The organism is Comamonas suwonensis (assembly GCF_012844455.2).
Lineage (GTDB): Bacteria > Pseudomonadota > Gammaproteobacteria > Burkholderiales > Burkholderiaceae_C > Comamonas > Comamonas suwonensis.
Genome location: NZ_JABBCQ020000005.1, coordinates 1 through 25984, shown reverse-complemented (window position 1 = coordinate 25984; position 25984 = coordinate 1). Strand labels below are relative to the sequence as shown.

The window sequence follows — 25984 nt, the reverse complement described above, 5'->3', positions numbered from 1 at the left end:
TCGAAAGCGCGGGGCTTTTTGCATCTATCAGTCAACGGCCTTCAACTCTCTCCAGTTAATGAGACGCACATTCATTGATGCTCGCTTATTAAATGAAATTTCCTGGGTTTTCCCATCAGCACCGCCTGCAACGCCTCCCAACGTGCCATCTTTTTTGATGATGATATTGTCTGTTGGTGAACTGCCAAGCGCCAGGTAGGCGACAGACTCCATCGGATTCGTTTTACTGGCCAGCACTGATTCCCCGCTGGCGTAATCGACTGCATATGCTCTACCTTGACCTGCAGGGCTGCAAGCATCGCCACTCGTCAATGTGGCAGTAAAGAGTGCAATCCCATCAGCAGCTGAAGGAGTGATGGTGATACGCCAAGCCACATTGTTATCAAGAGGCAAGTCGTAGTACCAGCCACGCGACGTACTAGGAATCACAACAGAAGTCGTCAATGATGCAACCCCTGTCAGTTCATTACGGCTCAGTGCAGAAGTAGGAGCCACGGCAAACTGGTTGTTGTTGCCGTCAATCACCGAGTAAAAGCTCTGGCGCTGAGTCAGACTCACGTCCTGTCCATCCAACAACTTACCCGTTCCAAACAGAACCATGCGATTACGTGTGGTGGGGTGAATTTCCGCAATAGGGGCAGAGGTAATCGGTTGCCCCCCTCCATCAGGAGAAACCGCCTGGAACAGCACCACGGGTCTATCGAAAGATCCGGTCGTCTTGGTCAAATCAAAACGCCAGAGCCTGCCATCCAAATCACCCGCATAAACGGCATCCGCAATGCCGTCCGTGTAATTCTTGATAAAGGCAGAGGCATGAGTCATGCCTGGCGCAGCCTGCCCCGTTCCAATCGTCTCCAGCAGCTCACCTGTACGCGGGTTCACCAAGTACAGATAGCCTTGTCCATCTGTATTGTTATAGCCAGATGTCAGTATCAGCGTCCAGCCATATTTGGCCGTTTTGACCATCACAGGTACTCCGTAGCTGTAGCCCATATTTTCAAAGCCGCTTGTCGTATTGCTGATCTCCCACAGTACCTTGCCGGAAACATCCGCCTCAGTGCTCATTGCTGAGGGGTCTGTGATATCCAGCGCATAAAAGCCCCTTCCGCCCTTGCCCAGACCACCGACCACCATCGTCGTCCACGCTGGATCGCTCAAACCTGAGGCATAGGTCTTGGCGAAATCCACATCAAATACCTGAGGCGTGGCATCCACGTAATAGCGATGCTCGTAAGCTGGATTGCCAAGTGCCGCGAGACCTCTGGTATTGGCATTCGATATGCTGCTGCCCTCAGGGCCGTAGTAGGTGAGAGAAGGCACGTAAGCAAACATCTCCTTGCCCGCCGAGGCTCCTGAAGTGCTGCCATTGAGCACATGAAGCATGCCGTCATTGGCACCGAACAACACCATGGGCGTACGCGATGCTTGGCTGCGTTTGAATGCCGCGTAGCCTCTATTGAAAACTTCCGAGTAGCGCATGCTGGGAGGATTGGCTAGCACCAGCTTGGAGTTCACCACGTCCCCCAATGGAGCGGTTCTGGTGCGATAGACATGCTTGCCAGTCGTTGTCCCCACCTCGTTGGCCTTGTCCCCACGCAGATAGTTCAGGTAGTCTGCCGAGTCGTCACCTGGGACATAGCTGGTATCCAGGGCCGACTTCATGCTGGCAGAAATACTGTTCAGCCTGAATGGAACGCCGCGAGCACCTCGGTCGTGGTCCTTGTTCCAGGTCACTACACGACGATCCGTGTTCCAGCCAGACGCTGCCAACTGGTTTGCCAGCGAAGTATCGCTTGTCCAGATATCCGTCAGCTCGGCCCCATTGCTGCCAAATGACAAGGTCGCTGCCTTGATGGAACCGGACCAATGCTCGCTGCCATAGCTGGCCGAATATGAGGTGGTGCCAGCGCTGGTGAACACGTTGGACGACGGAGTGACCGCTGTGGTGAATGCATTGACCGATGCAGCAATACTGGTAAAGGCCTGCGTCAGGCCATCTACCATCTGCGCCGCATTACCCGCCAAGAAGTAATTGCTGGGTCTTTGACGTGTTTGCTTGTTGTTGTTGGGCTTTGATGCTGAAAAGCTACCCTTGGCATACATGGGAACCGTGTCGCCAGTTGTGGTCCACCACTCATCTTTCCAAGTCTGCGTACCGTCATACCCTGCTGGCACAGCAAAGCCACCGTACTTCGCTGCAAGCCAGTAGGGATTGCGATCCTGCGCATACTGTCCCTCCATCACGTCCATCCAGTAGGTGCTGACCGTCTGCTTTCCAACCAAATCGGAACGCATGTCATTGACGTGATTGCCATATGCCAAACCAGCTATATATCCAGAACCATCATTACCCCAACCCATATTTCGAGTGGCAACATTTCCACCTTCTTTGCTCTCCACCCAGCTCGTCCACAAGTCGGATTGATTAAAAGTATCAGCATTCACCGATCCTGGCTTGGTGCGTCCACTGCGTACCAATGTCCCACCGCCCGTGTTTTTGTCAAAGTGTGTATTGCTGTCACCTATCCCCAAAACAAAATTTTTCTGGCAAGAGTAAAGAATTGGATCTGTCCAAACAGCGGGAGCGGGGAACCCATCTTTTCGACCGATATTGCTCCCACTCGTATTATTCGTCCACTCCGGCACATTTCCTATATTTTGGAAATAGCGCATCACGGCATAATACATTTCACTCACGTTGTCATTCGACATGTATTTCTCAGAGGCATTACCAAACTGGTTCAAATAATTCATTACCCCGCTATTTGAAACACCGCTATCTCTGGCCAAATCTGAGTCAGGGTTGCCAACCATAACCCCAGTTGTCTTATTCCATTCTGCATTGGCATTTACTTCAGGAGTGGTAGACATGGGCACTGGCTTTTCAGGGCCAATGAATCCCATTTTCGCACGTAAAACTCCGCCTTGCCGATTCGTTCCACCCTCAAAAAGATAGCCAAATGCGCTATAGCGAATCTTATTGGAGAATTTTTGCATCAAACCTTCTGGCTTGTAGCTATTCCCGTACTTTACGCAATTATCTTCAAGACCACCAGCAGAGCTGGAGTTATCACAGACCTTCACTCTTATCCGGACTGAATAGTTTTCATCTTTGCTGGAACCATCGCCATAGTGCTTCAGATTCGATGGATTGTCACTCTGATATCCATCTGTGCTTTTGGTGGTGAATTGCATTACCACCCCTCTATTCCAGATGCGTGATTTAAAAACACTTCCAGAAAATGGGGTTACCTTGGGCACATCAGCAGCAGGTAAATCATTATCCGTCAATCCTGTTCCACGATATGGATAGTTGGACCCGGCGCCTCCTTGATTAGATCCATACGCTTTCTGAAGAATAGTTAGATTTTCCGTATCAGTTGCCCGGTAGCCTCCTGTCAATGCCCATCTAAATGGGTCGATAGTAGGCATGGCAACCCAGTTCATGAAGTTTCCACTCCATTTCTTCGAACATGTATGATTGTTTGCTTTACCTGCGGGCTGGAAATAGCTATTTTCCGGGGTACTTTTATCGTAAAAATAATCGTAGCATTTATTGGAGTCAAAGTACCCCAAGTAAGTAGTCGCATGAACGTAGTTTCCCAAGTTGGCAACACTAATAGCCGTTGGATATTCCACCGACAATGCCAGCGCTAAGTTACCAGGAACACTGGTATTGGAAAAAATAGGCGCATCCGAAAGAGGAACTGCGTGAGCGGGCTCTCCCAAAGAAACGAAAAGAGCGATAACACCTAAAACCCAGGCAAACTGACTTTTTTTAATCACGAAACACCTCATCAATTCGGCTTGGTAAAGGTATTCTGCAAATACGCCTCTGAACCTCGCGGCCCTTGAATACGCACAGAAACACGATAAATTGGTGCAAAGCCAGGACGGATGTCTGAACCCATCTGCGTACTGCTTCCGCCCAGAATGGGATTGGGATCCGGTTCATGGATGCAATGCTCACGCCCCAATGCGCCAGACTCGCCAGACTGATCGCACAGGCGCTCAATCACATATCTGATGACGGTGTTGCTGGCCTCATCCTTGATGTCATTGCTGCTCTCGCCAACCCCGTCAAATTGGGTCTCGCTGATCAGTGCCAGCGGAATCCCCTGATCATTGGTCTCCAAGGCTAAAGCACTGTAGTTACTGCTCTTGCTGGAGTTGGCCAGATTTGCCTCAGTGGAAAGAGCACCGCCTGAGCGCAGCAGTGAAAATATCTTCACATTGGCAGCATCAGCACGCGCCAGAATGTCTTGCTGAAAGGCTGAATTACCGCTGGTAGACAGACTCAGACCGCTGGACTGCATGACCGATACGGCAGCTACCAGCAAGATCACCAGCGCAATCAGAGAAAAGAACAAAGAAAAGCCGCGCTGTTGGCTACGGCTTTGACGAAAGCTTGCTCGCACCGCTATTGGCGGCCAGTTCAAAAGAGGACGACTCATGACTCAATCTGCAGGTTGTTACGCAGTGGAATAACAATTTCCATCACGCGATATCGCTGGGAACGTTGCTCCGAACTCAGGCTCAGCTCACGCTTGAAGTCATTGCCAAGGCTGTTAAACACCGTGATTTTTCCAGGACTCACATTGGCTTGATTGACTCCGTGCGAGCGCGCCACCACCGCCAGGCGAACCGCAAGAATTTGCCGAATCTTGAGCGCAGAGGCCATGACTTCCGATGCAGTCCAGCCAGATGCTGCGGGGCTGACCCAAGAGTCCACTTTTCCGTCAGCGTCCGTATCCACGCCATACAGAGCAAGTAGGTGCGAAACACCATCTGTGATGGGCTGTGGCGTCTGGCTTTTAAGATTCAGCAAGTCATACCGAAAGAGCACATCACCACTTCCCACTCCAAGCAGGCTCATGGTTGGATAAGCCGCACTGACACCACCCAGCGGAGCGATGAATGCCGGTGTGGCAGCCGCAATGGAGGCCACGGACTCAGCGCCGTCCTGGGAGGATAGAAAATAAGGCCCACCCAAGGTAATAGAGTTCTCAGCAGCAGAACTGGAAACTGAATCAATCTGCGACAGATAGCAATCTCGCTTTTCTTCCGCCGCGACGATCAGCAGATCCTTGCTTTTGAGTCCTATGACATTTTCAAAGCTCAATGTGTCGCCACTGACCTTGCTCACATAGCGCGGCACATTGGAAAATGCGCCATTGCCACCCATGACAAACAGCACATCAGAACCATTCGCGCCCACACCCGCTTCTATGACCAAAGGAGCCATCACAGGGGCAGCTAGACTCGTCACACTGGAAAAAGGCGCGGTGAGCGTGGCGGGTAGCAAAGACTTATCCGCATTTGCTGCACGCAACTGGCAGCAAAAAAAGCCCAGCTTCCAGCCATTGGAAAACCCAGACCCAGCACTGCGCACATAATTATCAAGCTGAGACAAAGCTGTGACGACGGCCTGATCTCTCGTATTGATTGACGTAGATATGCTTTGCTGACGCAAGGATTGAACAATGACCGCCGTCATCCCCAGAGTCAGAAACAGACCAACGGTCATTGCGACCATCAGCTCCACCAGCGTCATGCCGCGCTGCTTGCTGAGCGAGTTTTTCATTGAGGAATCAACACCTGGGTAATAAACTGGCTTTTGGCCTCGCCACCAGACTGCCCAGAAGTCTGGCCTGCAAGCTTGCGAGAAGGAGCAAGCCATTTGATGGAAATCGTGGCGTCCTGCCCTGCGGTGGTCTGCGTGACGTCCCCCTCACCATTGGGCAGGGCATCCTTGACTTGCTCTTTCCAGGCGGAAACAACGCTATCGCCCAAGCTAGTGCTTTTAATCACCCACATCTCACTAGACAAGCTTTGCGCCAACAAGGCGGCCCTTGAGCGATCCTGAGCATCGTTGCTGGTTTGCAAAGCATGCGCCTGCACGCCCATTAAACCGACGACACCCAGTGAAAAGATCAAAAGAGAAACCAGTACTTCGATTAATGCGAAGCCCTGACTGGGGCGAGTACGCTTGCTTGGGAGGTTCATATCAGGAGCAGTTAAAAACATCACTGGAGTTCACAGTCCCAATACAACTGGAGATCTTGCCTAAGGGACTGACACTGACCTGCCAAGCCTTGCCACCACGAGAGGCATGTACTCTCAACTCAGTACCGTTGGCAGGGTCAGCACAACTGGCTCCTGAAACTCCGGTAGCAGAGTTCGCTTTAAGAGTGCCGTCTGGCAAAAAGCACAGTCCAGCAGAGCTGGCAGACAAGATCACATCCGAGCTGTTCTCTGTATAGCCTCCCACATGAATCAGCTCAGCCTCGTCGCTATCGCTATTGGCCAAAGGCAGCGCAACACTGGCCCAGTTTTGACCGCTGGCATCACCCTTTAAGGACGATGAAGGCTTGATGCTGGAAGTCAGAGTGAACAGAACCTGACGATTGCGCCTGAACGCTTCAAACTGCGCACTCTGGATGGCTGCCGTCAACTGCGCTGCCTTGCTCTTGGCCCTGTTTTCCGCCATGAAGGTGGAGAACGAGGGCAAGGCAATTGCCGTCAGCACCGCCATAACGGCCAAAGTCACCATGAGCTCGATCAGCGTAAAGCCGTGAGCCCTCCCCCGTGCCTGGTGATGTGCGACAGCAGGCATTACTGCGGGCATTTCTGCCCCTTCTTCAGCATCCAGCCATTGCTGCTAGTTGTGCAAGTGTTATAGCCTGAGCCATTGCGCACCGCAGTCGTAAAACGCTCGTTGAGCTGGTTAATACTGAAAGTGAAACCGTTCGCAATGCCCTTGCCTACCGCCTGCACGGTAAATGCTTTGTTATCGCGTGTGCCCGTACAGTTCAGGTCAAAGGCCTCGATGGATCGCCCAACAGCACATGGTGCCGTAGCGCCCGCATAAGTCCGGTTGTCTTGGTAGAAGCGTTCCATATCGGTACGCATGCTCTCCATGGCACCCACCGCCTCAGAGATTCTGCTGCGCAAGACATAGTCTTGATAGCTGGGATAGGCCACAGCTGACAAAATTCCGATGACAGCCACGACCACCATGACCTCAATCAACGTAAAACCACGCTCTCGCTTTTGCATGTTCTTCATTCAGCTACAAGATAGAACAGACGAACGATCCAAGCACATGCCATTCGCCAAAGCGAAAAATGCACACGCGCGCTTAAGAATCAATCCAGCCAAGTCAATCAGGCCCCACTCTCCCTAAGGAACCCAGAGGACATATCAATAATCCGTTTTGGAGGCTTATGACCCTGCAAAATTGATTTATCGACTTTATCCTACATTGAAATAGGATATTTACCATTCAAAAATAGGGTTCGGTTGTCGTATGTCATTTTGTGGAAGATTCACATCTAAGACACGAAGACATCGCAACGACTTCGTCTGAAAAGCATTGGTTTGCTATAAAAATCATTACATACAAGGCATGTATTCCTTTGACAGCCTTCACAAACACATGCTTTTCCTGGGGAAAGCGGAGTCTAAGCAGCTACCCTGCGCATGAGTAGCTAGTGTCAAGCTGCCGTTACAGTCAAAGTGCCTCGGTCGCCATCTCCTCCAGCAACACCATATTCCCTACTGTCGCGCCATAGTGCGTCGCCACGCGCTTGCGCTGCTTGAGCACGGCTCGGTCTTTGCTGACCAGCACGGCCTTGTGTAGGCTGGCCAGATCGAGGAAGTGCTGGTCGTCCGGGTCGGTGCAGGTGAAGCGAATTTTGGGCGCTTCGGCCACGTATTCCACCGCCGCATCAAACGCAGCCATCACGCCTTCGGGCGTCTTGCCGTAAAAGCTCACGCGCGGAGCGATCTGGCTGTAGTGCAGCACGCGGCCCAGTTCTATGCGCTGGGCTTGGTCGGCAATCCAGCGAACCTCGCCCTTGGCAACCAGTTCGCGAATCGATGGGATATGCGGGTCGTCAAAGATCAGCATGTCCAGCACCACGTTGGTGTCCAGAATCATGGGACGCGGCAACGGGCCTTCGTAGCCGGCGTTACAGGCCGGCCAGCGCAAGGGGGCGATCTTCATTCCGCTTCGCCTGCTTGCGCATTGCCGTCTGCGGCTCCATCGGCATTCTTGCGGGGCTTGGTCGAACCCTTGATCATGTCGAAGCGGAACAAGCGACACTCGATCGGGCCGTTCCACATGGGCGTGCGGCGCGATTCTTTGAGGCGCATCTGGCTGGGCAGCTTCAAGTCGGGCGTCAGCATGAAGGCGCTCCAGCCGCTGTAGTTCTTCTTCCAGTGGCTGGCCAGCTGGCTGAAGAACTCACCGCCGTCTTCAGTCTGCGCAGTTTCGCGACCTGCGCGCTCGACCTCGCCCATGCGCTCTGCCGCATTACGGCCATAGCTACCGGCGGCGGCAATACGCTCGCCATAGGGCGGGTTCAGAATCATCATGCCGGGCTGGTCGGTGGGCGGCATACGCTGCAGCGCATCGCCACCGCGCAGGTTGATGGTCTCGGCCACGCCCGCACGCTCGGCATTGCGCTGGGCAAAGTCGACCATACGGAAGGAAATGTCCGAGCCATAAATGCCCACGGGCGACTCGGGCAGGATGGCGGCCTCGGCCTCATCCTGAATCGCTTCCCACACATGGCGCTGAAAGGGCACCAGCTTTTCAAACGCAAAACGGCGCAGGATGCCGGCCGGAATCTTGCGCGCAATTTGCGCCGCTTCAATCAGCACGGTGCCGCTGCCGCAGCAGGGGTCGTACAGCGGCTGAGGGTTGTCGCCGTGGGGATTCCAGCCACTGGCTGCAATCATGGCGGCGGCCAGGGTTTCCTTCAGCGGTGCATCGCCCTTGTCCTCGCGCCAGCCGCGCTTGAACAGCGCTTCACCCGAGGTGTCGATGTAGATGGTCGCGCCGTCGGTGGTCAGGTGCAGGTGCACGCGCACATCGGGATGATGGGTTTCCACGCTGGGGCGCACGCCATGGCGCTTTTCGCGGAAGCGGTCGGCAATCGCGTCCTTGACCTTGAGCGCGGCAAAGTTCAGGCTGGTCAGCGGGCTGTGCTGGGCCGTGACCTCGATCTTGAAGGTCTCCTTGGGCGAGAACCAGATCTCCCACGCCACCTCGCTGGCGGCGCGGTACAGGTCGTTCTCGTTACGGTACTGGGTATACGACAGCTCGACCAGCACGCGCTGCGCAAGACGGCTGTGCAGGTTGAGCAGCATGGCATCACGCCACATGCCGCGCAGCATGACGCCGCCCCGGCCCACGAGCAAATCTTGCCCGGTGGCGCCGGTGATGGCGTGGACCTCGTCGGCCAGAAAACCCTCGACGCCGGCGGCGCAGGGCAAAAACAAATGCAGTTGGTTCATAAAAATCAATGCGCGCCAGCTGCGGTGTCAGGTGCCTGACACTCGATATGCGCGTTACAGGGCATAAGCATACGCGCTAGGCCTTTTCCGGTGCCAGCGCACGGCAAGCGTTGCTCGATAGATACGCGCGGTGGCGCGGTCATCATGACGGTCCAAGGAGTCTCAAAAATGGAAGAAATCAGCTGGAACGACTTTATGAAGGTGGAACTGCGCGTAGGCCGCGTGCTGCAGGCCGAGGTCTTTGCCGAAGCGCGCAAGCCCGCCTACAAACTGCTGCTGGATTTCGGCCCCGAGCTGGGCCAGCGCAAATCCAGCGCCCAGATCACCGAGCATTACCAGCCCGAGGACTTGATTGGCCGGCTGGTGGTCGCGGCGGTGAACTTTCCCCCAAAGCAGATTGGCCCGCTAATGAGCGAATGTCTTGTAACCGGTTTTCACGATGTCGCAGGAGCCGTGGCGCTGTGCGTGCCCGACAAGGAGGTGCCGCTGGGCACGCGCCTGCTCTAGCTCTGACGTCTGCATGCAAAATGGCCGACAGCCCTTTTACAGACTGCGGATACTGCTATGAATATCAGCTTCAACCCTCTGGTGCGCCTGCGCACCATCACCGCCTTTGTCAACATGCCCACCGACCGTGCGCAGTGGCAGGCAAGTCTGAGCCAGGCCAAGCAGCAGTGCGATGCCATCGCCGATGCCATCGAGGCTCAGGGCTACCGGGTGCAGTCGATTCGCATCGTGAGCAACCCGTTTGGCGAGTTCATCAATGTCTCCGGGATTGATTCGGCGCTGGCCGATTTGCAGCACATCACGCAGTTGCTGAGCGCCATCAACACCGGCGCACGCCGCATTCGCTTTGCCATTGGCGAGGCGCGCAACGCACAGGAGGTGGCGCTGCTACCCCAGCTGATCGCTGCCTATGGCGACCTGTGCAATGCCTGCGTGAATATCGACTTGGACGAGCACGGCTTTTTGCAGACCGAGCTACTGGCCCACAGCGTGCAGGCGGTTCAGGAAATTGCCCGCACCACGCCACGCGGCGAGGGCAACTTCAACTTCACGGTCAACTTCAACTGCGCACCCGGCATTCCCTATTTTCCGGCCAGCTACCACCGCGGCCAGCACCATGGCGCGCTGGTGCTGGGTCTGGAAACGCCAGACCTCATGGTCGCCGACCTCCAGGCACTGCAAGCGCAGCGCCAGCAACTGGACCACGCAGACTGGTTCAAGCTGGCCTTCGAGCGCCTGAGCCAGTCGCTGACCGAGCATGCCTCCGCCATCCAGCGCTGCGCCGACGGCGTGACGCTGGCCGAGGGCTGGCGCATTGCGGGCATGGACACCTCGGCGGCTCCCTCCAAGTCCTGCGCCTCCATGGTCGAGGTGTACCAACTGCTGGGCGTGCCGTATTTCGGCGCCAGCGGCACGGTGGAAGCCTCGGCCCTGCTGACCCGCGTCTTCAAGTCCGTCCAGGGCGTGACACCCATCGGCTTCAGCGGCCTGATGCTGGCCGTGACCGAAGACCAAGGTCTGGCCCAGGCAAGTCTGAACCACGAGTTCGACATTCGCGCCCTGCTGACCTATAGCAGCGTCTGCGGCATTGGCCTCGACACCGTGCCCGTGCCCGGCGACAGCAGCACCGAGCAGATCGCCGCCGTCATGCGCGACACAGGCACCATGGCCTTTCGCCTGAACAAGCCGCTGACCGTGCGCCTGTTCCCCGTGCCGGGGCTGAGCGCAGGCGATAAAACGGCCTTTGAAAGCGACGACCTGTGCAACTGTGCGGTGCTGGCTTTGCCCTGAATTTCATCTAAAACAAGGCTCTAGCACTTACCAATCAAGCGCCAGTAGCTATCGTTGTTGATATTCCCCTACCCCGGTTCTGTTTGACCTGCCCCCATGGTCGCCACCGGGGTGCCCCCGGTAAAATTGACCCTTATGGCAAAAATAATCGTTCTGGCACTGGTGCTGCTTTTCTTTGGCTGCGGGCTGTACATGCACCTGCGCGGCAAGGTGCGCCACAAGGTGGTGAAGCAACTGTTTGATCACTCCACCTTCACCGCGCCGTTCAACGTCTTCATGCTGATGTTCAGCAAGGTGCCCCGCACGCCTTATCTGCCCACCAGCACCTTCCCTGAGCTGGCACCGCTGCAGGCCAGCTGGCGCGAAATTCGCGAAGAAGCCGTCAATTTGCAAAAGAACATGCAGATCAAGGCCGCCGCCAATAACGACGATGCAGGCTTTAACTCCTTCTTCAAGACTGGCTGGAAGCGCTTTTACCTGAAGTGGTATGGCGATGCCCACCCGTCGGCCATGGAGCTGTGCCCCAAGACCACCGCACTCGTCAAATCCATTCCCAGCATCAAGGCAGCCATGTTTGCCGAGCTGCCGCCCGGTGCCAAACTCAACCTGCACCGCGACCCCTATGCGGGCTCGCTGCGCTACCACCTGGCCGTACTGGCACCCAATGACGACCGCTGCATGATCGAGGTCGATGGCAAGCCCTACAGCTGGCGCGAGGGCGAAGGCGTGATCTTCGACGAGACCTATATGCACTGGGCTGAAAATCGCTCGGAAGGCAATCGCATCGTGCTGTTTTGCGATGTGGAACGCCCCATGACCAACGGCTTTGCCCAGTGGCTCAACCACTGGCTGGGCAAGAACGTCGTAGCCGCTGCCAGCTCGCCCAACAACGAGGGCGACCCGCGCGGCATGATCAGCAAACTGTTCAAAATCTCGTTCTACGCCGGCAAGTACCGCCGCGCCTTCCGCAGCTGGAACCCGACCTTCTACAAAATCCTCAAATTTGGATTGATGATTGGCGTGCTGGCGCTCTTCATCTGGTGGTTGATTCCGAATTAACCCCTGAGGCGCTTTGCGCCTTCCCCCTTTTTCTTCGGAAGGGGGCGACATGCTTTATCGAGCTGCATGCACCCCATAAAAAAGCCGCTGAATCCATCAGCGGCTTTTTTGTTTCTGGGATGTTTACAGCGCCTTGCGCAGCGTCGTCGTCGGAATCTTGAGCTGCTCGCGGTATTTAGCCACCGTGCGGCGCGCGCATTCAATGCCTTGCTCCTTGAGCATATCGGCCAGCTTGGCGTCGGAGAGCGGCTTTTTAGGACTCTCTGCATCCACAAACTGCTTGATCAACGCCCGCACCGCCGTGCTGGAGGCGCTGCCGCCGGTCTCCGTTCCCAGACCCGAACCAAAGAAGTATTTGAGCTCAAACGTGCCCTGCGGCGTGGCCATGTACTTGGCCGTGGTCACGCGGCTGATGGTGGATTCGTGCAGGCCCAGCTGATCAGCAATATCGCGCAGCACCAGCGGACGCATGGCCAGCTCGCCATGCACAAAGAAGTTTTTCTGCCGCTCCACAATCGCTTGGGACACGCGCAAGATGGTGTCAAAGCGCTGCTGAATATTCTTGATGAACCAGCGCGCCTCCTGCAATTGCTGTTGCAGCGCGGCATGGCCTTCGCTGCTTTTGTGGCGGCGCAGCACCCCGGCGTAAATGTCATGGACCCGCAGGCGCGGCATCACATCGGCATTGAGCTGCACGGAAAAATCGACCCGCCCTGAGCTGACGCGCACCGGGCGCACGATGACATCGGGCACGATGATATTGCGCTCCACATCCACAAAGCGGCGACCGGGGCGAGGCTCCAGCCCGGCAATCAGGCTCATGGCTTCGCGCAGCGGCTCCTCGCGTGCGCCGCACAGGCTGGTGAGCTTGCGCAAATCGCGCCGTGCCAGCAAGTCCATGGGCTGCTTGCAAATGGCCTGCGCCAGCTTCAAGCGGTTCATGTGCGCCTCGGTCGTGCCTTCGTCCTCGGCGGCGTGAATCAAATCACGCAGCTGCAGCTGCAGGCATTCGGACAAATCACGCGCACCCACGCCCACAGGCTCCAGACTTTGCAGCAGCTTCAGCGCAATGGCAAAGCGCTGCTCCAGCTCTTCGCGCTCTTCCAGATCGTCGCCGGCCAGACTCTGGGCCAGCTCCTGCAGCGAGTCTTCAAGGTAGCCGTCGTCGTTGAGCGATTCGATCAAAAAGCGCAACGCCGCGCAGTCTTCGGCACCCAGACGCAGACTGAGCGCTTGCCGGTGCAGAAATGCGGTCAGGCTTTCATGCTCGCGGGCCAGGTCAATGGCATCAGTTTCGCCATCACCATCGCGGTTGCGGGTGGAGCCGCTGCCCGAGGGTGAATCCCACTCGCTGCTGGATTCACCACCCCATTCACCATCCTGGCCGTCCATGCCGTCGGCCTCCCAGTTCAGTGCTTCCGGGGTTTCGGCGCTGGTAGCCTCTGCTACAGAGTCGCTAGCTGCTTGCGCCTGTCCTACCTCTTTTTCAGATGAAATAGAGTCTGAAGCGCTGTATTCATGAGCGGCAGGCGCTATCTCTGCAGGAGCATCGCTTACTGCATCGGCCTCATCGCCAGAGCGTTCCAGAAATGGGTTGTCGACCAGCATCTGTTCGACTTCCTGCGCCAGCTCCAGCGTGGACAACTGCAGCAGCTGAATGGACTGCTGCAACTGCGGCGTAAGCGAGAGATGCTGCGAAACGCGTAGCGAGAGACCTGGCTTCATCAGCGAAATGCCTCCAGCCGGCGGCTGCAGCAAATGCTCGCGCTACTCAGGCTTCGCCGCCGGGCGGCTTCCATGCGCTGGCCCGCTCCGCTGGTCAACGCCAGCGCCGGGAGGAATGTGGGAGAGCGAAAGCCTGTGCTCATCACATGCGGAAATGTTCGCCCAGGTAGACGCGGCGCACATCGGCGTTCTCCACAATCTCCTCGGGGGTGCCTTCGGCCAGCACATGCCCATCGCTGATGATGAAAGCATGGTCGCAAATGCCCAGTGTTTCGCGCACGTTGTGGTCGGTAATCAGCACACCAATGCCGCGCTCTTTGAGGAAGCCGATGATCCGCTGAATTTCGATCACCGCAATCGGATCGATACCGGCAAAGGGCTCATCGAGCAGAATGAAACGCGGCTGTGTCGCCAGTGCACGCGCGATTTCCACGCGGCGACGCTCACCGCCGGACAGCGCCAGCGCGGGCGATTGGCGCAGGTGCTCAACGCGCAATTCCTGTAGCAGGCCTGTCAGGCGTTTTTCGATCTCGTCGCGCGTCAGCGCCTTGCCCTGCTCGTCTTTTTGCAGCTCCAGCACGGCGCGCACATTGTCTTCCACGCTGAGCTTGCGGAAGATGGAGGCTTCCTGCGGCAGATAGGACAGACCCAGGCGCGAGCGCTGGTGAATCGGCATGCCTCCGACAGGCTGACCATCAATAAAAATCTCGCCACCATCGCTGCGCACCAGACCCACGATCATGTAAAACGAGGTGGTCTTGCCCGCGCCATTGGGGCCGAGCAGACCGACCACCTCACCTTTTTGCACGGACAGGGATACGTCCTTGACCACCTTGCGACTGCCATAGGACTTGGCCAGATGCTTGGCCTCCAGACGACTGGCAGACTCGCCGGTACGGCTGCTGGAGAAGGTGGGCTCAGTCATTTCTTCTCGTCCGCTTTCTCGCCACCCAGAGTCATGCTCTGGCGTAGCTGCGTGGCTGGTGTCGCAGGCTTGGGCTGAGCCCCCGGCGTGCCTTCCTTGGGCGCCATGATGGCGCGCACACGACCGCCCTGACCGATGGAAGAGCTGGGCAGGCCGCCGCTGGTCTTCTCGCCATCGACCGTGTAAACGTCCGTAATGTTGTTGTAGACGATGATGGAGCCGGTGACCTGGTCACTGAGCTGGCCGCCACGGTAGCGGCGCATCTCGCCACGGCGAATGAATTTGACGATGTCCGCCTTGCCGTCGTATTCGATGACTTCACCTTCACCTTCGATGAATTCTTCAGGCTGACCCGGCACACTGTCGCGCTTCTGGCGGAAGAAGGCGCGCTTGCCCGGCTCCGCCTTGATCACGCCGAACTGATAGCCCTCGGCATCCTGGCGCACATCCAGCTGCACGCCGCGCAGCACGATGGTGCCCTTGGTCATCACCACATTACCGGTAAAGACGCTGGTCTGCTGCAACTCGTCATGGCGCAGCGCATCCGCCTCAATATTCATGGGCTTGGCGCTGTCGGCTTTTTCGGCATGCGCAATGCCGGTCGCTGCTGCCAGGGCGCAGGCCAGCGCAAGAGGTAGGAGTGATTTTTTCATGGAAGGCACGTTTCTTGCATCCATTGTAGTCATTCCCTTTTTAGAACTCGCGTAAAAAACACCCATAAAAAAGCCCGCACGGCGGCGGGCTTGCTGAGCATCAAGGCTTGATGACTTGAGTCACCGGCCTTATGCCTTGCGGCTGGAGGCGATCAGCGCATTGACGACGCGCAGCACGTTGTCCATATTGCCGGCCTTGGTGCCGTCAGTGTAGTAGCGGCCGGCCACGCCCATGGCCGGCACACCTTCCACGTCGTACTCGTTTTGCAGCTGGGCAGCCTTGCGCGCCTGATTGGCCACGGTAAAGGAGTTGTAGACCTCCTTGAACTTGGCCACATCCACGCCTTGCTTGCCGATCCATTCAAAGATGGCATCGTCGTTTTTCAGGCCGTTTCGCTCCACGTGAATGGCGCGGAACACCTTGGCGTGCAGCTGGGGCAGCAGGTTCATGCCTTCCAGTGTGAAGTACAGCTTTTGCTGGGGCAGGAAGGAAGCATTGAAAGCCACAGGCACGCGGCGCACCACCACATCGGCAGGCTGGCTCTTGGCCCAGGCTTCAAATTGGGGCTCGAACACATTGCAGTGCGGGCAGCTGTACCAGAAGAACTCGATCACTTCGACTTTACCGGCAGGTGCGCTCACGCTGGCAGGCTTGGCGAGCTTGATGTAGTCCTTGCCTTCCTTGGGAGCTGCGGCTTGCGCCCAGCTGGAGGAAGTACCCAAGGTCAGGGTACCGGCAGCAGCTACCGAGGCAGCCAGAGAGAATTCGCGACGTTTCATCTAAACAAACTCCTGTATCAGGTCTGCAGTATCAGAGACTGCAGATCAAAAAAAGTTCAGTAGCTAACAAACACTGGCGTACTCCAAGCGAGAGACACCGAGGAAGGGCCGCCCCGCACCGAGGGTGTCGTCCCCATCCCGAAGAGAGAGGGGAAGCCGCAAAGCGGCTCAGGAGGTGTTATTTACCCGACCTCACCAGCGTGGAATCCACACCAGCGCCATCGAGCTTTCCTTTGAGCTGCTCGGCGTCATCGCGCTTGCTAAATGGACCCACGCGCACGCGGAAGACGGTAATACCATTTTGCTCACGCTCGCTGATACGCGACTCCCAGCCCAGCATGGCCAGCTTGGCGCGCTGCGCTTCGGCTTCGCTCTGACCACGGAAAGCTCCGGCCTGCACAAAGTAGTTGAAGGCAGTATCAGAGGAGCTTGATGCCTGCGCAGCCGCTTTTTCCTTGTCAGCACGTGCTTTTTCGGCCTTGTCAGAAGCCGCAGAGCGCTCCTTAACCAGATCACCCAGCGGGTCGCCAGTGGCGGGCTTGGTGGGCTTTTCCTTTTCAGCCACGGGCTTTGGCGTTGTTAGCGGCACTTCAGGCGTAGTCACACCACCCGTCGCTGTGGGCTGGGCTGCAGGCGTGGGGGGGGTTACCGTCACGTCGCTGGGCGGCTGCACAGGCGCGGCCACTGGAGGCTGTGCGGGCTGGCGGTTTTGCAGCGGGGCGTTGGGGTCCCAGTTCTTATTGCGCTCGGCCTCGACGGCATCGCGCTGGTTGTTATTGCCACCCTTGTTGAGGAACGGCACAGGCACCTTGGTCACATAAATGGCCACGGCCAGAGCCGCAGCCAGGCCGATGACCATGCCAAAGATAAGCCCCAAGATGGTTCCACCGCGTTGCTGGTTCTTCATATCAGTCGCTTAACGCTTTCTGCTTTGATTACATGCGCTCGGGTGCGCTCACACCCAGCACGGCCAGACCATTGTGCAACACCTGAGCGGTGGCGGCGACCAGGGCCAAGCGGGCGAGTTTGACCTTTTCGTCGTCCACCAGAATGCGCTCAGCGTCGTAGTAGCTGTGGTAGCTGGAAGCCAGGTCACGCAGGTAGAAAGTCACGTCGTGCGGTGCATTGCCTTCGGCTGCGGCAGTCAGCATCTCTGGGTACTTGGCCAGCAGCAGCATCAAGGCCTGAGCCTGCGGGCCTTCCAGTGCTGACAGATCCACATCCTTGAGCGCGGGCACGCGAGCGCCGCCAGCTTCTTGCCATGCGCGCAGCACGGACTGAATGCGGGCATGGGCGTACTGCACGTAGTACACAGGGTTGTCATTGTTCTGGGCCACGGCCAGATCGACGTCAAAGGTGTACTCGGTGTCGGGCTTGCGGGAGAGCAAGAAGAAGCGCACTGCATCCTTGCTGGTCCACTCGATCAGGTCACGCAGCGTAACGTACGAACCTGCGCGCTTGCTGATCTTCACTTCCTCGCCATCCTTCACCACACGAATCATGGTGTGAAGCACGTAGTCGGGGTAGCCGGCGGGAATGCCCACATCGGCAGCCTGCAGGCCGGCGCGCACGCGGGCGATGGTGCCGTGGTGGTCGGTGCCCTGAATGTTCACGACCTTGGTGAAGCCACGCTTGAACTTCTGGATGTGATAGGCGACATCAGGCACGAAGTAGGTGTAGCCGCCGTCAGTCTTGCGCATCACGCGGTCTTTGTCATCACCGTAGTCGGTGGACTTGAGCCACAGTGCACCGTCTTTTTCGTAGGTCTTGCCGTTGGCAATCAGGCGCTGAACGGTTTCTTCGACATGGCCGTTTTCGTACAGGCTGGATTCGAGGTAGTACTCGTCGAACTTCAGGTGGAAAGCCTGCAAGTCCTTGTCCTGCTCGTTGCGCAGATAGGCCACGGCGAACTGGCGGATATTGTCGTAATCCTCGACATCGCCATTGGCGGTGAACTCGCGGTCATCCGCCTTGATGGTTTCCTTGTTCAGGAACGCCTTGGCGATATCGGCAATGTAGTCACCGTTATAGAAGTTCTTGGCCAGCGGATTCTCGCTGTCAGTAGGCCAGCACTCATCACCGGGCTTGAAGCCCTTGGCTCGCAGCTGCGTGGACTTGGTCAGGGTGTCGATCTGCACGCCCGCGTCGTTGTAATAAAACTCGCGGTGTACCTTCCAGCCCTGAGTGGAGTACAGATTGCTGATGGCGTCGCCAATCGCGGCCTGACGGCCATGGCCCACGTGCAGAGGGCCGGTGGGGTTGGCAGAGACGAACTCGACCAGAATATTTTCGCCGCGATCAGCTTGAAAGCCGAACTTTTCAGCCAGCGCCAGCACTTCGCGGATGATTTCCTGCTTGGCAGCAGGCTTGAGGCGGATATTCAGAAAGCCGGGGCCCGCAATTTCAATGGCATCCACCCATTTCTGGAAAGCAGGTGTGGCTTCCAGCGCGGCTTTGAGCTGCTCGCCCAGAGCGCGAGGGTTCGCCTTCAGGGGCTTAGCCAGCTGCATGGCTGCCGTACAAGCGAAATCGCCATGGGCTGCCACTTTGGGGTTTTCAAACGCAGCGCGTGCGCCAGCGCCGGGCGAGAGTGTTTCGAGCTCAGCAGCCAGGGCCGCGAGCAATTCTTGTTTGACGGAAAGCATTCGGTGATTTTACGTGGCTGCCTTGATCTGCGCAGCCAAGCTGGATTGCAGGGACGCAACAAGTCGTTGCAGCCCCACAAAATCACATGCCGCGCGCCCAGAAGACGGCGACGACGGCAATCACCGGCACCAGATGGCTTTGCCACATCACCCACTTGCGGGTTTGCTTGACTTCTTCGAGGGCGGGCAACTGGCCGGTGGCGTCCAGCGCCTTCTTCCAGCGGCGGAAGGTAAAGGTGGGCTTGAGCGAGAGCAGCACGGCGATGACGAACAGAGTCATCTTGATATGAAACAGCGGCGATGCCACATAGCCGCCCATGCCCTTGACGCCCCAGACCAGACGCGCAATGCCGGTCAGCAGCAGCACGATGGCGGCAATTCCGTAAATCATGTCCAGCCTGGCAAGGCGCTGCACTACGGCGGCGTTCATCCACTCCACCCGGCACAGGGCGGCCTGGCTGGAGAGAAATACCACCAGCGTCAAAATAGCCAGCAGATGGACGCTGGCGAGAACGGCTTCAAAGGTCATGACTCAGCGGAGGAATGCCCATCAAACCCTGCCGAAACATTCCGCAGGGGCGACGAATTCATGCTCCGCCCTCCTTCCCCTCACATCATGCCAGCAAGCCGTTACGGAAAAATTCAGGCTGGTTGTAGTGATGCTTGAGGTAGTCAATCCACATGCGCACGCGCAAAGGCATGTGCTTGCGCTGGGGGAAGACAACGAAGATGCCGTTGGGCGGCGCGGCGAAATCTTCCAGCACAGGCACGAGGCGGCCAGCGGCAATTTCGGCCTCCACCTCCCAGGTGCTGCGCCAGGCAATGCCCCAGCCGCCAAGGCACCAGTCGTGCAACACCTGGCCGTCGGAGCAGTCCAGCGGACCACCCGGCTTGAAGTGCACCACTTCGCTGCTGCCGCTTTCAGGGTGAGGAATGCGGAAGGCCCAACCGCGTGTCTGCGACGCGTCGGACGACAGCGTCAGGCAGTCATGCTGGGTCAGCTCGCTGGGGTGCTTGGGCGTGCCGCGGCGATCCAGATAGGCGGGCGTGGCCACGCACAGGCGGCGGTTGTCGGCAATGCGCACACTGACCAGGGCCGAGTCGGGCAGGTCACCCACGCGCACAGCGCAGTCAAAGCCTTCACCGGCCAGATCGACGACGCGGTCGCTCAGGTTCAGCGAAATGGTGACATCGGGGTGCAGATCACGAAAGCGCGGCACCAGCGGTGCGACGTGGCGACGACCAAAGCCGGCAGGAGCGGTAATGCGCAGATGACCGGTGGCCTTGACGCCGCCGGCGGAAACGCTGGCCTCGGCATTGCACACATCGGAGAGCAAGCGCTGGCAATCTTCCAGAAATGCGCTGCCTTCGTGGGTGAGCGAGATGCGGCGCGTGGTGCGCACCATGAGCTTCACGCCCAGATGCTCTTCCAGAGCATCCAGCCTTCGCCCCATGATGGCGGGCGCTACACCTTCGGCCTTGGCGGCAGCTGTCAAGCTGCCTCGGGTCGCTACTGATACAAAAGACTCAAATGCTTTGAGTTTGTCCATGACCGCTGCTCCTGTCTTGTCCGTGTTGTCTCCTGTGTCAGCCGGGCGCCCTATTAATAAAAGAGCATCCACCGCACAAGCAGCCTTGATTATTTAAATGTTTTTATCGAAAGTCCTTTAAGCAAGGGCGCTATCTGCTCTCACCTTCAAGTGCGAGCAATCAGTGCTACATGCCTGTCACCTGTGTGACTTACTTCGATATAGCCTAACTATAAGTCACAAATTGCAAAGGAATCTTTAGTCTTTATATACCTTTATAGCAAAATTTGCCGTTTTCCCTAGGTAGGGAATATCGCTTATTCGCCTGCGCCATGAGCTTGCAGGCGACCAGTGCCTTTAAATCGATGAGCTGTAAAACACATTTACACAATCTGCACACCCCGAAGTCATGACCCCTTCACCTCTGTCTGTCAAGCCCTGCGCGGTCCCTGCCCAGCTCGTCGAGTTGTTGGGCCAGTCCGGCCAAGGCTATGCGCTCTGGAATGCAGAAGGTTATCTGCTCATGGCCACGCCTGCATGGTGCCAGTGGTTTGATATACCGCCAGACAGTGCCACCGGCCAGCTTCTTCGGCCCTTGCTGAGTGATGCTTCCTGGCAAACCCACAGCCAGCGCTTTGCCGCCGCAGGCAAAGGCCAGCGACAGGAATACGACGACACCCGGCACGACGACTTTGGTGCCCAGCGCCACCGGCGCATACAGCTCACCCCCGGCGCGGCAGATGCACAGGGCCAGCACGAGGTGCTGATGACACTGAACGATGTGGGCCGTGAATATGCGCGCGGTGCCGTCATCACACGCCAGCACGAGCAGTTGCAGTCCCTGCAGGGGCAGTTGCGCAGCCGCCGCGACGACGATGGCGAGCTGGAGAAGCTGCGCACCCTGCTGGACTGGCGCACCGCCATGCTGACCGAGCACAACGAGATGCTGCAACTGCTGTCGCACGAGATTCGCCAGCCACTGAACAATGCATCGGCGGCCATGCAGGCCACGCTCAAAGCCATTGACAACCTGCACCTGCCCGACGCCACCCCCGCCACCAAGGCCTTGCTGCGCGCCGAGCATGTGATGCAGCAAGTGATTGGTACGCTGGACAATACGCTGGCCGCTGGCACCATTTTGGCCGTAGGCGGCAAGGCCGGTGCATCGAGTGAAACTGATCTCCCCACCCTCATCAAACTGGTGCTGCACGATATTGCTGCCGACTTGCGCCCGCGCATTGATGTGCAGTGGCAAGCCCAGCCGCGTACCGTACAGCTGCACCCGGCGCTGATGCGGCTGACCATTCGCAATCTGCTGCACAACGCACTGGCCTACGCCCCGGCAGAAACACAGGTGGCGCTGCGCATTTCAGAGTCTGACGAGCCACTGGCCCTGATTCTGGAAGTGATTGATCAGGGCCCCGGCATTCCGGCAGAGCTGCTGCCCCGACTGTTCGACAAAGGCTCGCGCGGTAATCACAGCCACAACCGTCCGGGCGCGGGACTGGGCCTGTTCATCGTGCGCTCCGTGCTCCAGTTGCATCAAGGTACAGTAGAGGCGCTCCCTCACAGCCCGCATGGCACGGTCATGCGCCTGGTCATCCCCCAAGGTCTTGCTGAATAAGAACCGCCGCCCATGCTGCCTGCCACCCTTGCTCTGGTTGACGACGACACCGAATACTGCGAATTTCTGGCCCAGCACCTGCGCAGCCAGGGCATCGATGTCACCGCCTACAGCGACAGCAGCGACTTGCTGGCCGATGTCGCCCCTTACCGCTTTGACTTTTATGTGCTCGACCTGATGCTGCCGGGAGTGGACGGCTCCGAACTGATCCGCATCATCCGCAGGCGCACACAAGCTGGAGTTCTCATCGTCTCAGGGCGACTGGGGCCCGAGGTCTTTGCCGAAGTCATCAACGCCGGTGCCGACATGTATTTGACCAAGCCTGTGACCTTTGAGCAGGTGGAGCTGGCTGTACGCGCCGTGCATCGCCGCATCATGACCACGGCCAAAACGGCCACGGCCTGGAAGCTGGACAGCCAACGCAGCGTATTGACGGCACCCGATGGCCAGACCGTAGAACTGAGCGCCACCGACCGGATGCTGATGGAGTGTTTTTTGCAGGCCCAGGGCGAAACCGTCAGCCGCGACCACATTCGCGGCGTGCTCGGTCACACCAGTGGCGCCGACTCCGACAACAGCCTGCATGCAACCATCTACCGCCTGCGCCGCCGCATTGAGCGCGCAACGCCTGTGGCCGTACCGCTGCAGTCGCAGCAAAAAGTGGGCTACCAGTTCCGCGCCCCGCTGATTGCCGCTTGAGTTAGCACCCCAAAACAAAAACGGACCCAAGGGTCCGTTTTTCGTTGGCTCATTGGATACCGCCGAGCGCGAAGCTTACATTTCCATCTTGGATTCAACGTCCGCAATCTTGCGACGAGCCAGAGCCAGGTTGGCGCGGCTGCTGTCCAGCACGTAATAGATAAAGATGCCGTTGATTTTTTCTGCAGGACGCAAGATGTGGTATTGCTTGCCCAGGGTAATCAGAATGTCTTCGATGCTGTCATTCAGGCCCAGCGACTTCATGGTCTTCATCTTGGCGCGCACCACTTCGGTGTTACCAGCAGCCGCCAATTCCAGATCCACACCGCTACCGATGCTGCCCAGCAGCATGCCGCTGTTGTAGTCCACCGCGGCCGCGCAAAGAGCGCCGTCCAGGGTCATCAAATCTTGCAAGCTTTCGTTCAGATTCGCCATCGGGGGCTCCTTGGTAAAAAATCGACTGACAAAGATCAAAGAATGATCAACTGGTTTCAAGTTTAACAAATCATTTCTGATTTCGATTGTCAATTTATGACAGACAAGAACCCGCGTTACGCGAGTACACGCTGACTTAATTTTTACAAAGCGACCTTCAAGAATACCTATCAAACAAGGCCTTAGCCCAATATAAGAAAGCATTTGAAGCTACGCTTTCAGGAGTCACCCTGCATCCAGTGCGCTTTCAATCTGGAACGCCAGAGTTGCGCTCTGCCGATTCATTCCAGTCAGCAGGAATCAGAACTGATCAACATCATGATTTCGGTGGGTAAAACGCATAAATCCGGCAGACTCCATATAAAAACATCATGAGTTCCGAACTATTTAGGCTCTTTATGTACTGAAAGAATTCAAATAAAGTCCTCCTACATGCTGCCCTTCATGGGCACCGACTCCTGAATATCTGAGACATCAATCGAGGTTCCACATGACTGATCGCACCCAAGTCCACGGCCTGCAAGTCGCCACCGAGCTGTACAACTTTGTGAACGCCCAAGTGCTGCCCGGCACTGGTGTAGATCAAGAAGCCTTCTGGAAGGGCTTCGACCAGATCGTGGCCGATCTGGCCCCCAAGAATGCCGCTCTGCTGGCCGAGCGTGATCGCCTGCAAGTCGAGCTGGACACCTGGCACAAGGCCAACCCCGGCCCCATCACCGACATGGTGGCCTACCGCAAATTCCTGACGCAGATCGGCTATCTGGTGCCCGCACCTGCGGATGCCAAGGCCACGACCGAGAACGTCGACGCCGAACTGGCCGTCCAGGCCGGCCCCCAGCTGGTCGTGCCTATCCTCAACGCCCGTTACGCACTGAACGCCGCCAACGCACGTTGGGGCTCGCTGTACGACGCCCTGTACGGCACGGATGTGATCAGCGAAGAAGGCGGCGCCGAGAAGAGCAAGGGTTATAACCCCGTGCGCGGCGCCAAGGTGATTGAATTTGCCCGCAACTTCCTGGATCAGGCTGCGCCTCTGGCAAGCGGTTCGCACAAGGATTCCACAGGCTACGCTGTGGAAGGCGGCAAGCTGGTCGTGTCTTTGAAGGACGGCAGCCAAACCGGCCTGAAGGACGAAGCCAAGTTCGTCGGCTACCAGGGCGATGCTGCGGCTCCCACCTCCGTGCTGCTGAAGAACAACGGCATTCACGCCGACATCATCATCAACAAGTCCACCCCCATCGGTAGCACCGATGCAGCGGGTGTGGCCGACGTGGTGCTGGAAGCGGCTCTGTCCACCATTCTGGATCTGGAAGACTCCGTGGCCGCCGTGGATGCCGAAGACAAGATCAACGGCTACGCCAACTGGTTGGGCATTCTCAAGGGCACTCTGACCGAGTCCTTCGAAAAGGGCGGCAAGACCGTGACCCGCGGCCTGAACGCCGACCGCGAATACACCGGTGCCGACGGCCAGAGCCTGAAGCTGCATGGCCGCTCGCTGATGTTCGTGCGCAACGTCGGTCACCTGATGACCAACCCCGCCATTTTGTGGGGCGCCGAAGGCAAGGAAATTCCTGAAGGCATCATGGACGCCATGGTGACCACGGCTATCGCCATTCATGACCTCAAGGGCGGTGCCAACGGCATCAAAAACAGCCGCACCGGCAGTGTCTACATCGTCAAACCCAAGATGCACGGCCCGGCCGAAGCCGGCTTCGCCAACGAGCTGTTCGGCCGCGTGGAAAAGGTCCTGGGTCTGACCGAGAACACCGTCAAGCTGGGCATCATGGACGAAGAGCGCCGCACCAGCGTGAACCTGAAGGCTGCGATTGCCGCAGCCCCCGCACGCGTGGCCTTCATCAACACCGGCTTCCTGGACCGTACCGGCGACGAAATGCATACCGCCATGTATGCCGGCCCCATGGTTCGCAAGGCCGATATGAAGACCTGCGCCTGGCTGCCCGCCTATGAAAAGAACAACGTGCTGGTCGGCCTTTCCATGGGCCTGCGCGGCCGCGCCCAGATCGGCAAGGGCATGTGGGCCATGCCTGACCTGATGAAGGCCATGCTGGAGCAGAAGATTGCCCAGCCCAAGGCCGGTGCCAACACTGCCTGGGTACCCTCGCCCACCGGCGCGACACTGCACGCTCTGCACTACCACCAGGTCAATGTGGCCGAAGTGCAAAAGGGTCTGGAAAGCCCCAACGCCGACAGCGAGTGCGACAACCTGCTCAACGCCATCCTGCAAGTGCCCGTGTCCAGCAACCCCGTATGGACCGATGCAGAAAAGCAGCAGGAAGTGGACAACAACGTGCAAGGCATTCTGGGCTATGTGGTGCGCTGGATTGACCAGGGCGTGGGCTGCTCCAAGGTGCCCGACATCCACAACGTAGGTCTGATGGAAGACCGCGCCACGCTGCGCATCTCCAGCCAGCACATCGCCAACTGGCTGCAGCACGGCATCGTGACCGAAGCCATGGTGCGCGACAGCTATGCCCGCATGGCCAAGATCGTAGACGAGCAAAACGCTGGCGACGCTCTGTACAAGAGCCTGGTGGCCAACCCCGAAGGCGCTGCCTTCCAGGCCGCTCTGGACCTGGTGTTCAAGGGCAAGGAACAGCCCTCCGGCTACACCGAACCTCTGCTGCACGCTTGGCGTCTGAAGGTCAAGGCTGCAGCAAAGTAATAAGACCGATCAATGTAGCGGGATTTCGCTGCATGAATGCTTTCCAAACGACACCTCAGGGTGTCGTTTTTTTATGCAGCTAAACCGTCGGTCAGCTAATCAAAGAATTATTTTGTTGCATTTACAT

23 protein-coding genes are annotated in these 25984 nt (G+C 57.6%); 6 read left to right on the top strand and 17 right to left on the bottom strand.

Annotated elements, in window-relative coordinates; all coding sequences use genetic code 11:
• Positions 1 to 27: 27 nt before the first annotated feature.
• From HF327_RS22335 to HF327_RS06835, 8 genes are all read right to left on the bottom strand, one after another.
• Entirely contained in the window at positions 28 to 3786 is a 3759-nt protein-coding gene (locus tag HF327_RS22335) for a pilus assembly protein (protein WP_169107546.1), read from the bottom strand.
• Positions 3787 to 3797: 11 nt separating this feature from the next.
• Positions 3798 to 4454, bottom strand: coding sequence for a pilus assembly PilX family protein (locus HF327_RS06865; RefSeq protein ID WP_169107545.1), 657 nt, complete (start codon positions 4452 to 4454; stop codon positions 3798 to 3800).
• On the bottom strand, positions 4451 to 5584 hold the full coding sequence (locus HF327_RS06860; RefSeq protein WP_268904674.1) for a PilW family protein: 1134 nt from the start codon (positions 5582 to 5584) through the stop codon (positions 4451 to 4453). Before HF327_RS06860 ends, HF327_RS06865 begins: the two co-directional genes overlap by 4 nt.
• Positions 5581 to 6027 (bottom strand): type IV pilus modification PilV family protein, encoded by a 447-nt coding sequence (locus HF327_RS06855; RefSeq protein ID WP_169107543.1) that lies wholly within the window; start codon positions 6025 to 6027, stop codon positions 5581 to 5583. Before HF327_RS06855 ends, HF327_RS06860 begins: the two co-directional genes overlap by 4 nt.
• On the bottom strand, positions 6008 to 6628 hold the full coding sequence (locus HF327_RS06850) for a GspH/FimT family pseudopilin (protein ID WP_169107542.1): 621 nt from the start codon (positions 6626 to 6628) through the stop codon (positions 6008 to 6010). The genes HF327_RS06855 and HF327_RS06850 overlap by 20 nt, the downstream gene beginning before the upstream one ends.
• The gene (locus HF327_RS06845) at positions 6616 to 7059 is read right to left on the bottom strand and encodes a type IV pilin protein (protein WP_169107541.1); all 444 of its coding nucleotides are present in this window, start codon (positions 7057 to 7059) and stop codon (positions 6616 to 6618) included. The genes HF327_RS06850 and HF327_RS06845 overlap by 13 nt, the downstream gene beginning before the upstream one ends.
• 454 nt (positions 7060 to 7513) lie before the next feature.
• A complete protein-coding gene (locus HF327_RS06840) occupies positions 7514 to 8008 on the bottom strand; it encodes a PIN domain-containing protein (protein WP_169107540.1) in 495 nt (164 codons plus the stop codon).
• Positions 8005 to 9303, bottom strand: coding sequence for a THUMP domain-containing class I SAM-dependent RNA methyltransferase (locus tag HF327_RS06835; RefSeq protein ID WP_169107539.1), 1299 nt, complete (start codon positions 9301 to 9303; stop codon positions 8005 to 8007). Before HF327_RS06835 ends, HF327_RS06840 begins: the two co-directional genes overlap by 4 nt.
• 168 nt (positions 9304 to 9471) lie before the next feature.
• On the opposite strand from HF327_RS06835, the gene HF327_RS06830 reads away from it, so the two are divergent.
• The 3 genes from HF327_RS06830 (at position 9472) to HF327_RS06820 (ending at position 12159) form a co-directional block, all read left to right on the top strand.
• A complete protein-coding gene (locus HF327_RS06830) occupies positions 9472 to 9810 on the top strand; it encodes a tRNA-binding protein (protein ID WP_169107538.1) in 339 nt (112 codons plus the stop codon).
• A 57-nt stretch (positions 9811 to 9867) separates the two neighbouring features.
• Positions 9868 to 11100 (top strand): DUF711 family protein, encoded by a 1233-nt coding sequence (locus HF327_RS06825; protein ID WP_169107537.1) that lies wholly within the window; start codon positions 9868 to 9870, stop codon positions 11098 to 11100.
• 135 nt (positions 11101 to 11235) lie between these two features.
• Positions 11236 to 12159, top strand: a complete 924-nt coding sequence (locus HF327_RS06820; RefSeq protein ID WP_169107536.1) for an aspartyl/asparaginyl beta-hydroxylase domain-containing protein — start codon at positions 11236 to 11238, stop codon at positions 12157 to 12159.
• Positions 12160 to 12282: 123 nt separating this feature from the next.
• Here HF327_RS06820 and HF327_RS06815 read toward each other — a convergent pair whose 3' ends face one another.
• The 8 genes from HF327_RS06815 to HF327_RS06780 form a co-directional block, all read right to left on the bottom strand.
• The gene (locus HF327_RS06815; protein ID WP_169107535.1) at positions 12283 to 13884 is read right to left on the bottom strand and encodes an RNA polymerase factor sigma-54; all 1602 of its coding nucleotides are present in this window, start codon (positions 13882 to 13884) and stop codon (positions 12283 to 12285) included.
• A 142-nt stretch (positions 13885 to 14026) separates the two neighbouring features.
• Entirely contained in the window at positions 14027 to 14809 is a 783-nt protein-coding gene (lptB, locus tag HF327_RS06810; RefSeq protein ID WP_169107534.1) for an LPS export ABC transporter ATP-binding protein, read from the bottom strand.
• Positions 14806 to 15462 carry a lipopolysaccharide transport periplasmic protein LptA gene (lptA, locus tag HF327_RS06805; protein ID WP_169107533.1) on the bottom strand — a complete coding sequence of 219 codons (657 nt, stop codon included), beginning with the start codon at positions 15460 to 15462 and terminating at the stop codon, positions 14806 to 14808. Before lptA ends, lptB begins: the two co-directional genes overlap by 4 nt.
• A 129-nt stretch (positions 15463 to 15591) precedes the next feature.
• The gene (locus tag HF327_RS06800) at positions 15592 to 16242 is read right to left on the bottom strand and encodes a thiol:disulfide interchange protein DsbA/DsbL (RefSeq protein WP_169107532.1); all 651 of its coding nucleotides are present in this window, start codon (positions 16240 to 16242) and stop codon (positions 15592 to 15594) included.
• A gap of 178 nt (positions 16243 to 16420) precedes the next feature.
• Positions 16421 to 17149, bottom strand: coding sequence for an SPOR domain-containing protein (locus tag HF327_RS06795; RefSeq protein ID WP_169107531.1), 729 nt, complete (start codon positions 17147 to 17149; stop codon positions 16421 to 16423).
• A gap of 28 nt (positions 17150 to 17177) precedes the next feature.
• A complete protein-coding gene (argS, locus tag HF327_RS06790) occupies positions 17178 to 18887 on the bottom strand; it encodes an arginine--tRNA ligase (protein ID WP_169107530.1) in 1710 nt (569 codons plus the stop codon).
• Positions 18888 to 18969: 82 nt separating this feature from the next.
• Positions 18970 to 19416 carry a DUF2214 family protein gene (locus HF327_RS06785; protein WP_169107529.1) on the bottom strand — a complete coding sequence of 149 codons (447 nt, stop codon included), beginning with the start codon at positions 19414 to 19416 and terminating at the stop codon, positions 18970 to 18972.
• Between the two features lie 85 nt (positions 19417 to 19501).
• A complete protein-coding gene (locus HF327_RS06780) occupies positions 19502 to 20437 on the bottom strand; it encodes a LysR family transcriptional regulator (RefSeq protein WP_099735376.1) in 936 nt (311 codons plus the stop codon).
• Between the two features lie 388 nt (positions 20438 to 20825).
• On the opposite strand from HF327_RS06780, the gene HF327_RS06775 reads away from it, so the two are divergent.
• Positions 20826 to 22040, top strand: coding sequence for a sensor histidine kinase (locus HF327_RS06775; protein ID WP_169107528.1), 1215 nt, complete (start codon positions 20826 to 20828; stop codon positions 22038 to 22040).
• 12 nt (positions 22041 to 22052) lie between these two features.
• Positions 22053 to 22739, top strand: a complete 687-nt coding sequence (locus HF327_RS06770; RefSeq protein ID WP_169107527.1) for a response regulator transcription factor — start codon at positions 22053 to 22055, stop codon at positions 22737 to 22739.
• A gap of 75 nt (positions 22740 to 22814) precedes the next feature.
• Here the strand turns inward: HF327_RS06770 and HF327_RS06765 are convergent, their stop codons facing one another.
• Entirely contained in the window at positions 22815 to 23174 is a 360-nt protein-coding gene (locus HF327_RS06765) for a hypothetical protein (RefSeq protein WP_169107526.1), read from the bottom strand.
• 490 nt (positions 23175 to 23664) lie between these two features.
• Between HF327_RS06765 and HF327_RS06760 the strand changes: the two genes are divergently transcribed.
• Complete coding sequence (locus HF327_RS06760; RefSeq protein WP_169107525.1) at positions 23665 to 25857, top strand: malate synthase G; 2193 nt, start codon at positions 23665 to 23667, stop codon at positions 25855 to 25857.
• Positions 25858 to 25984: the final 127 nt, after the last annotated feature.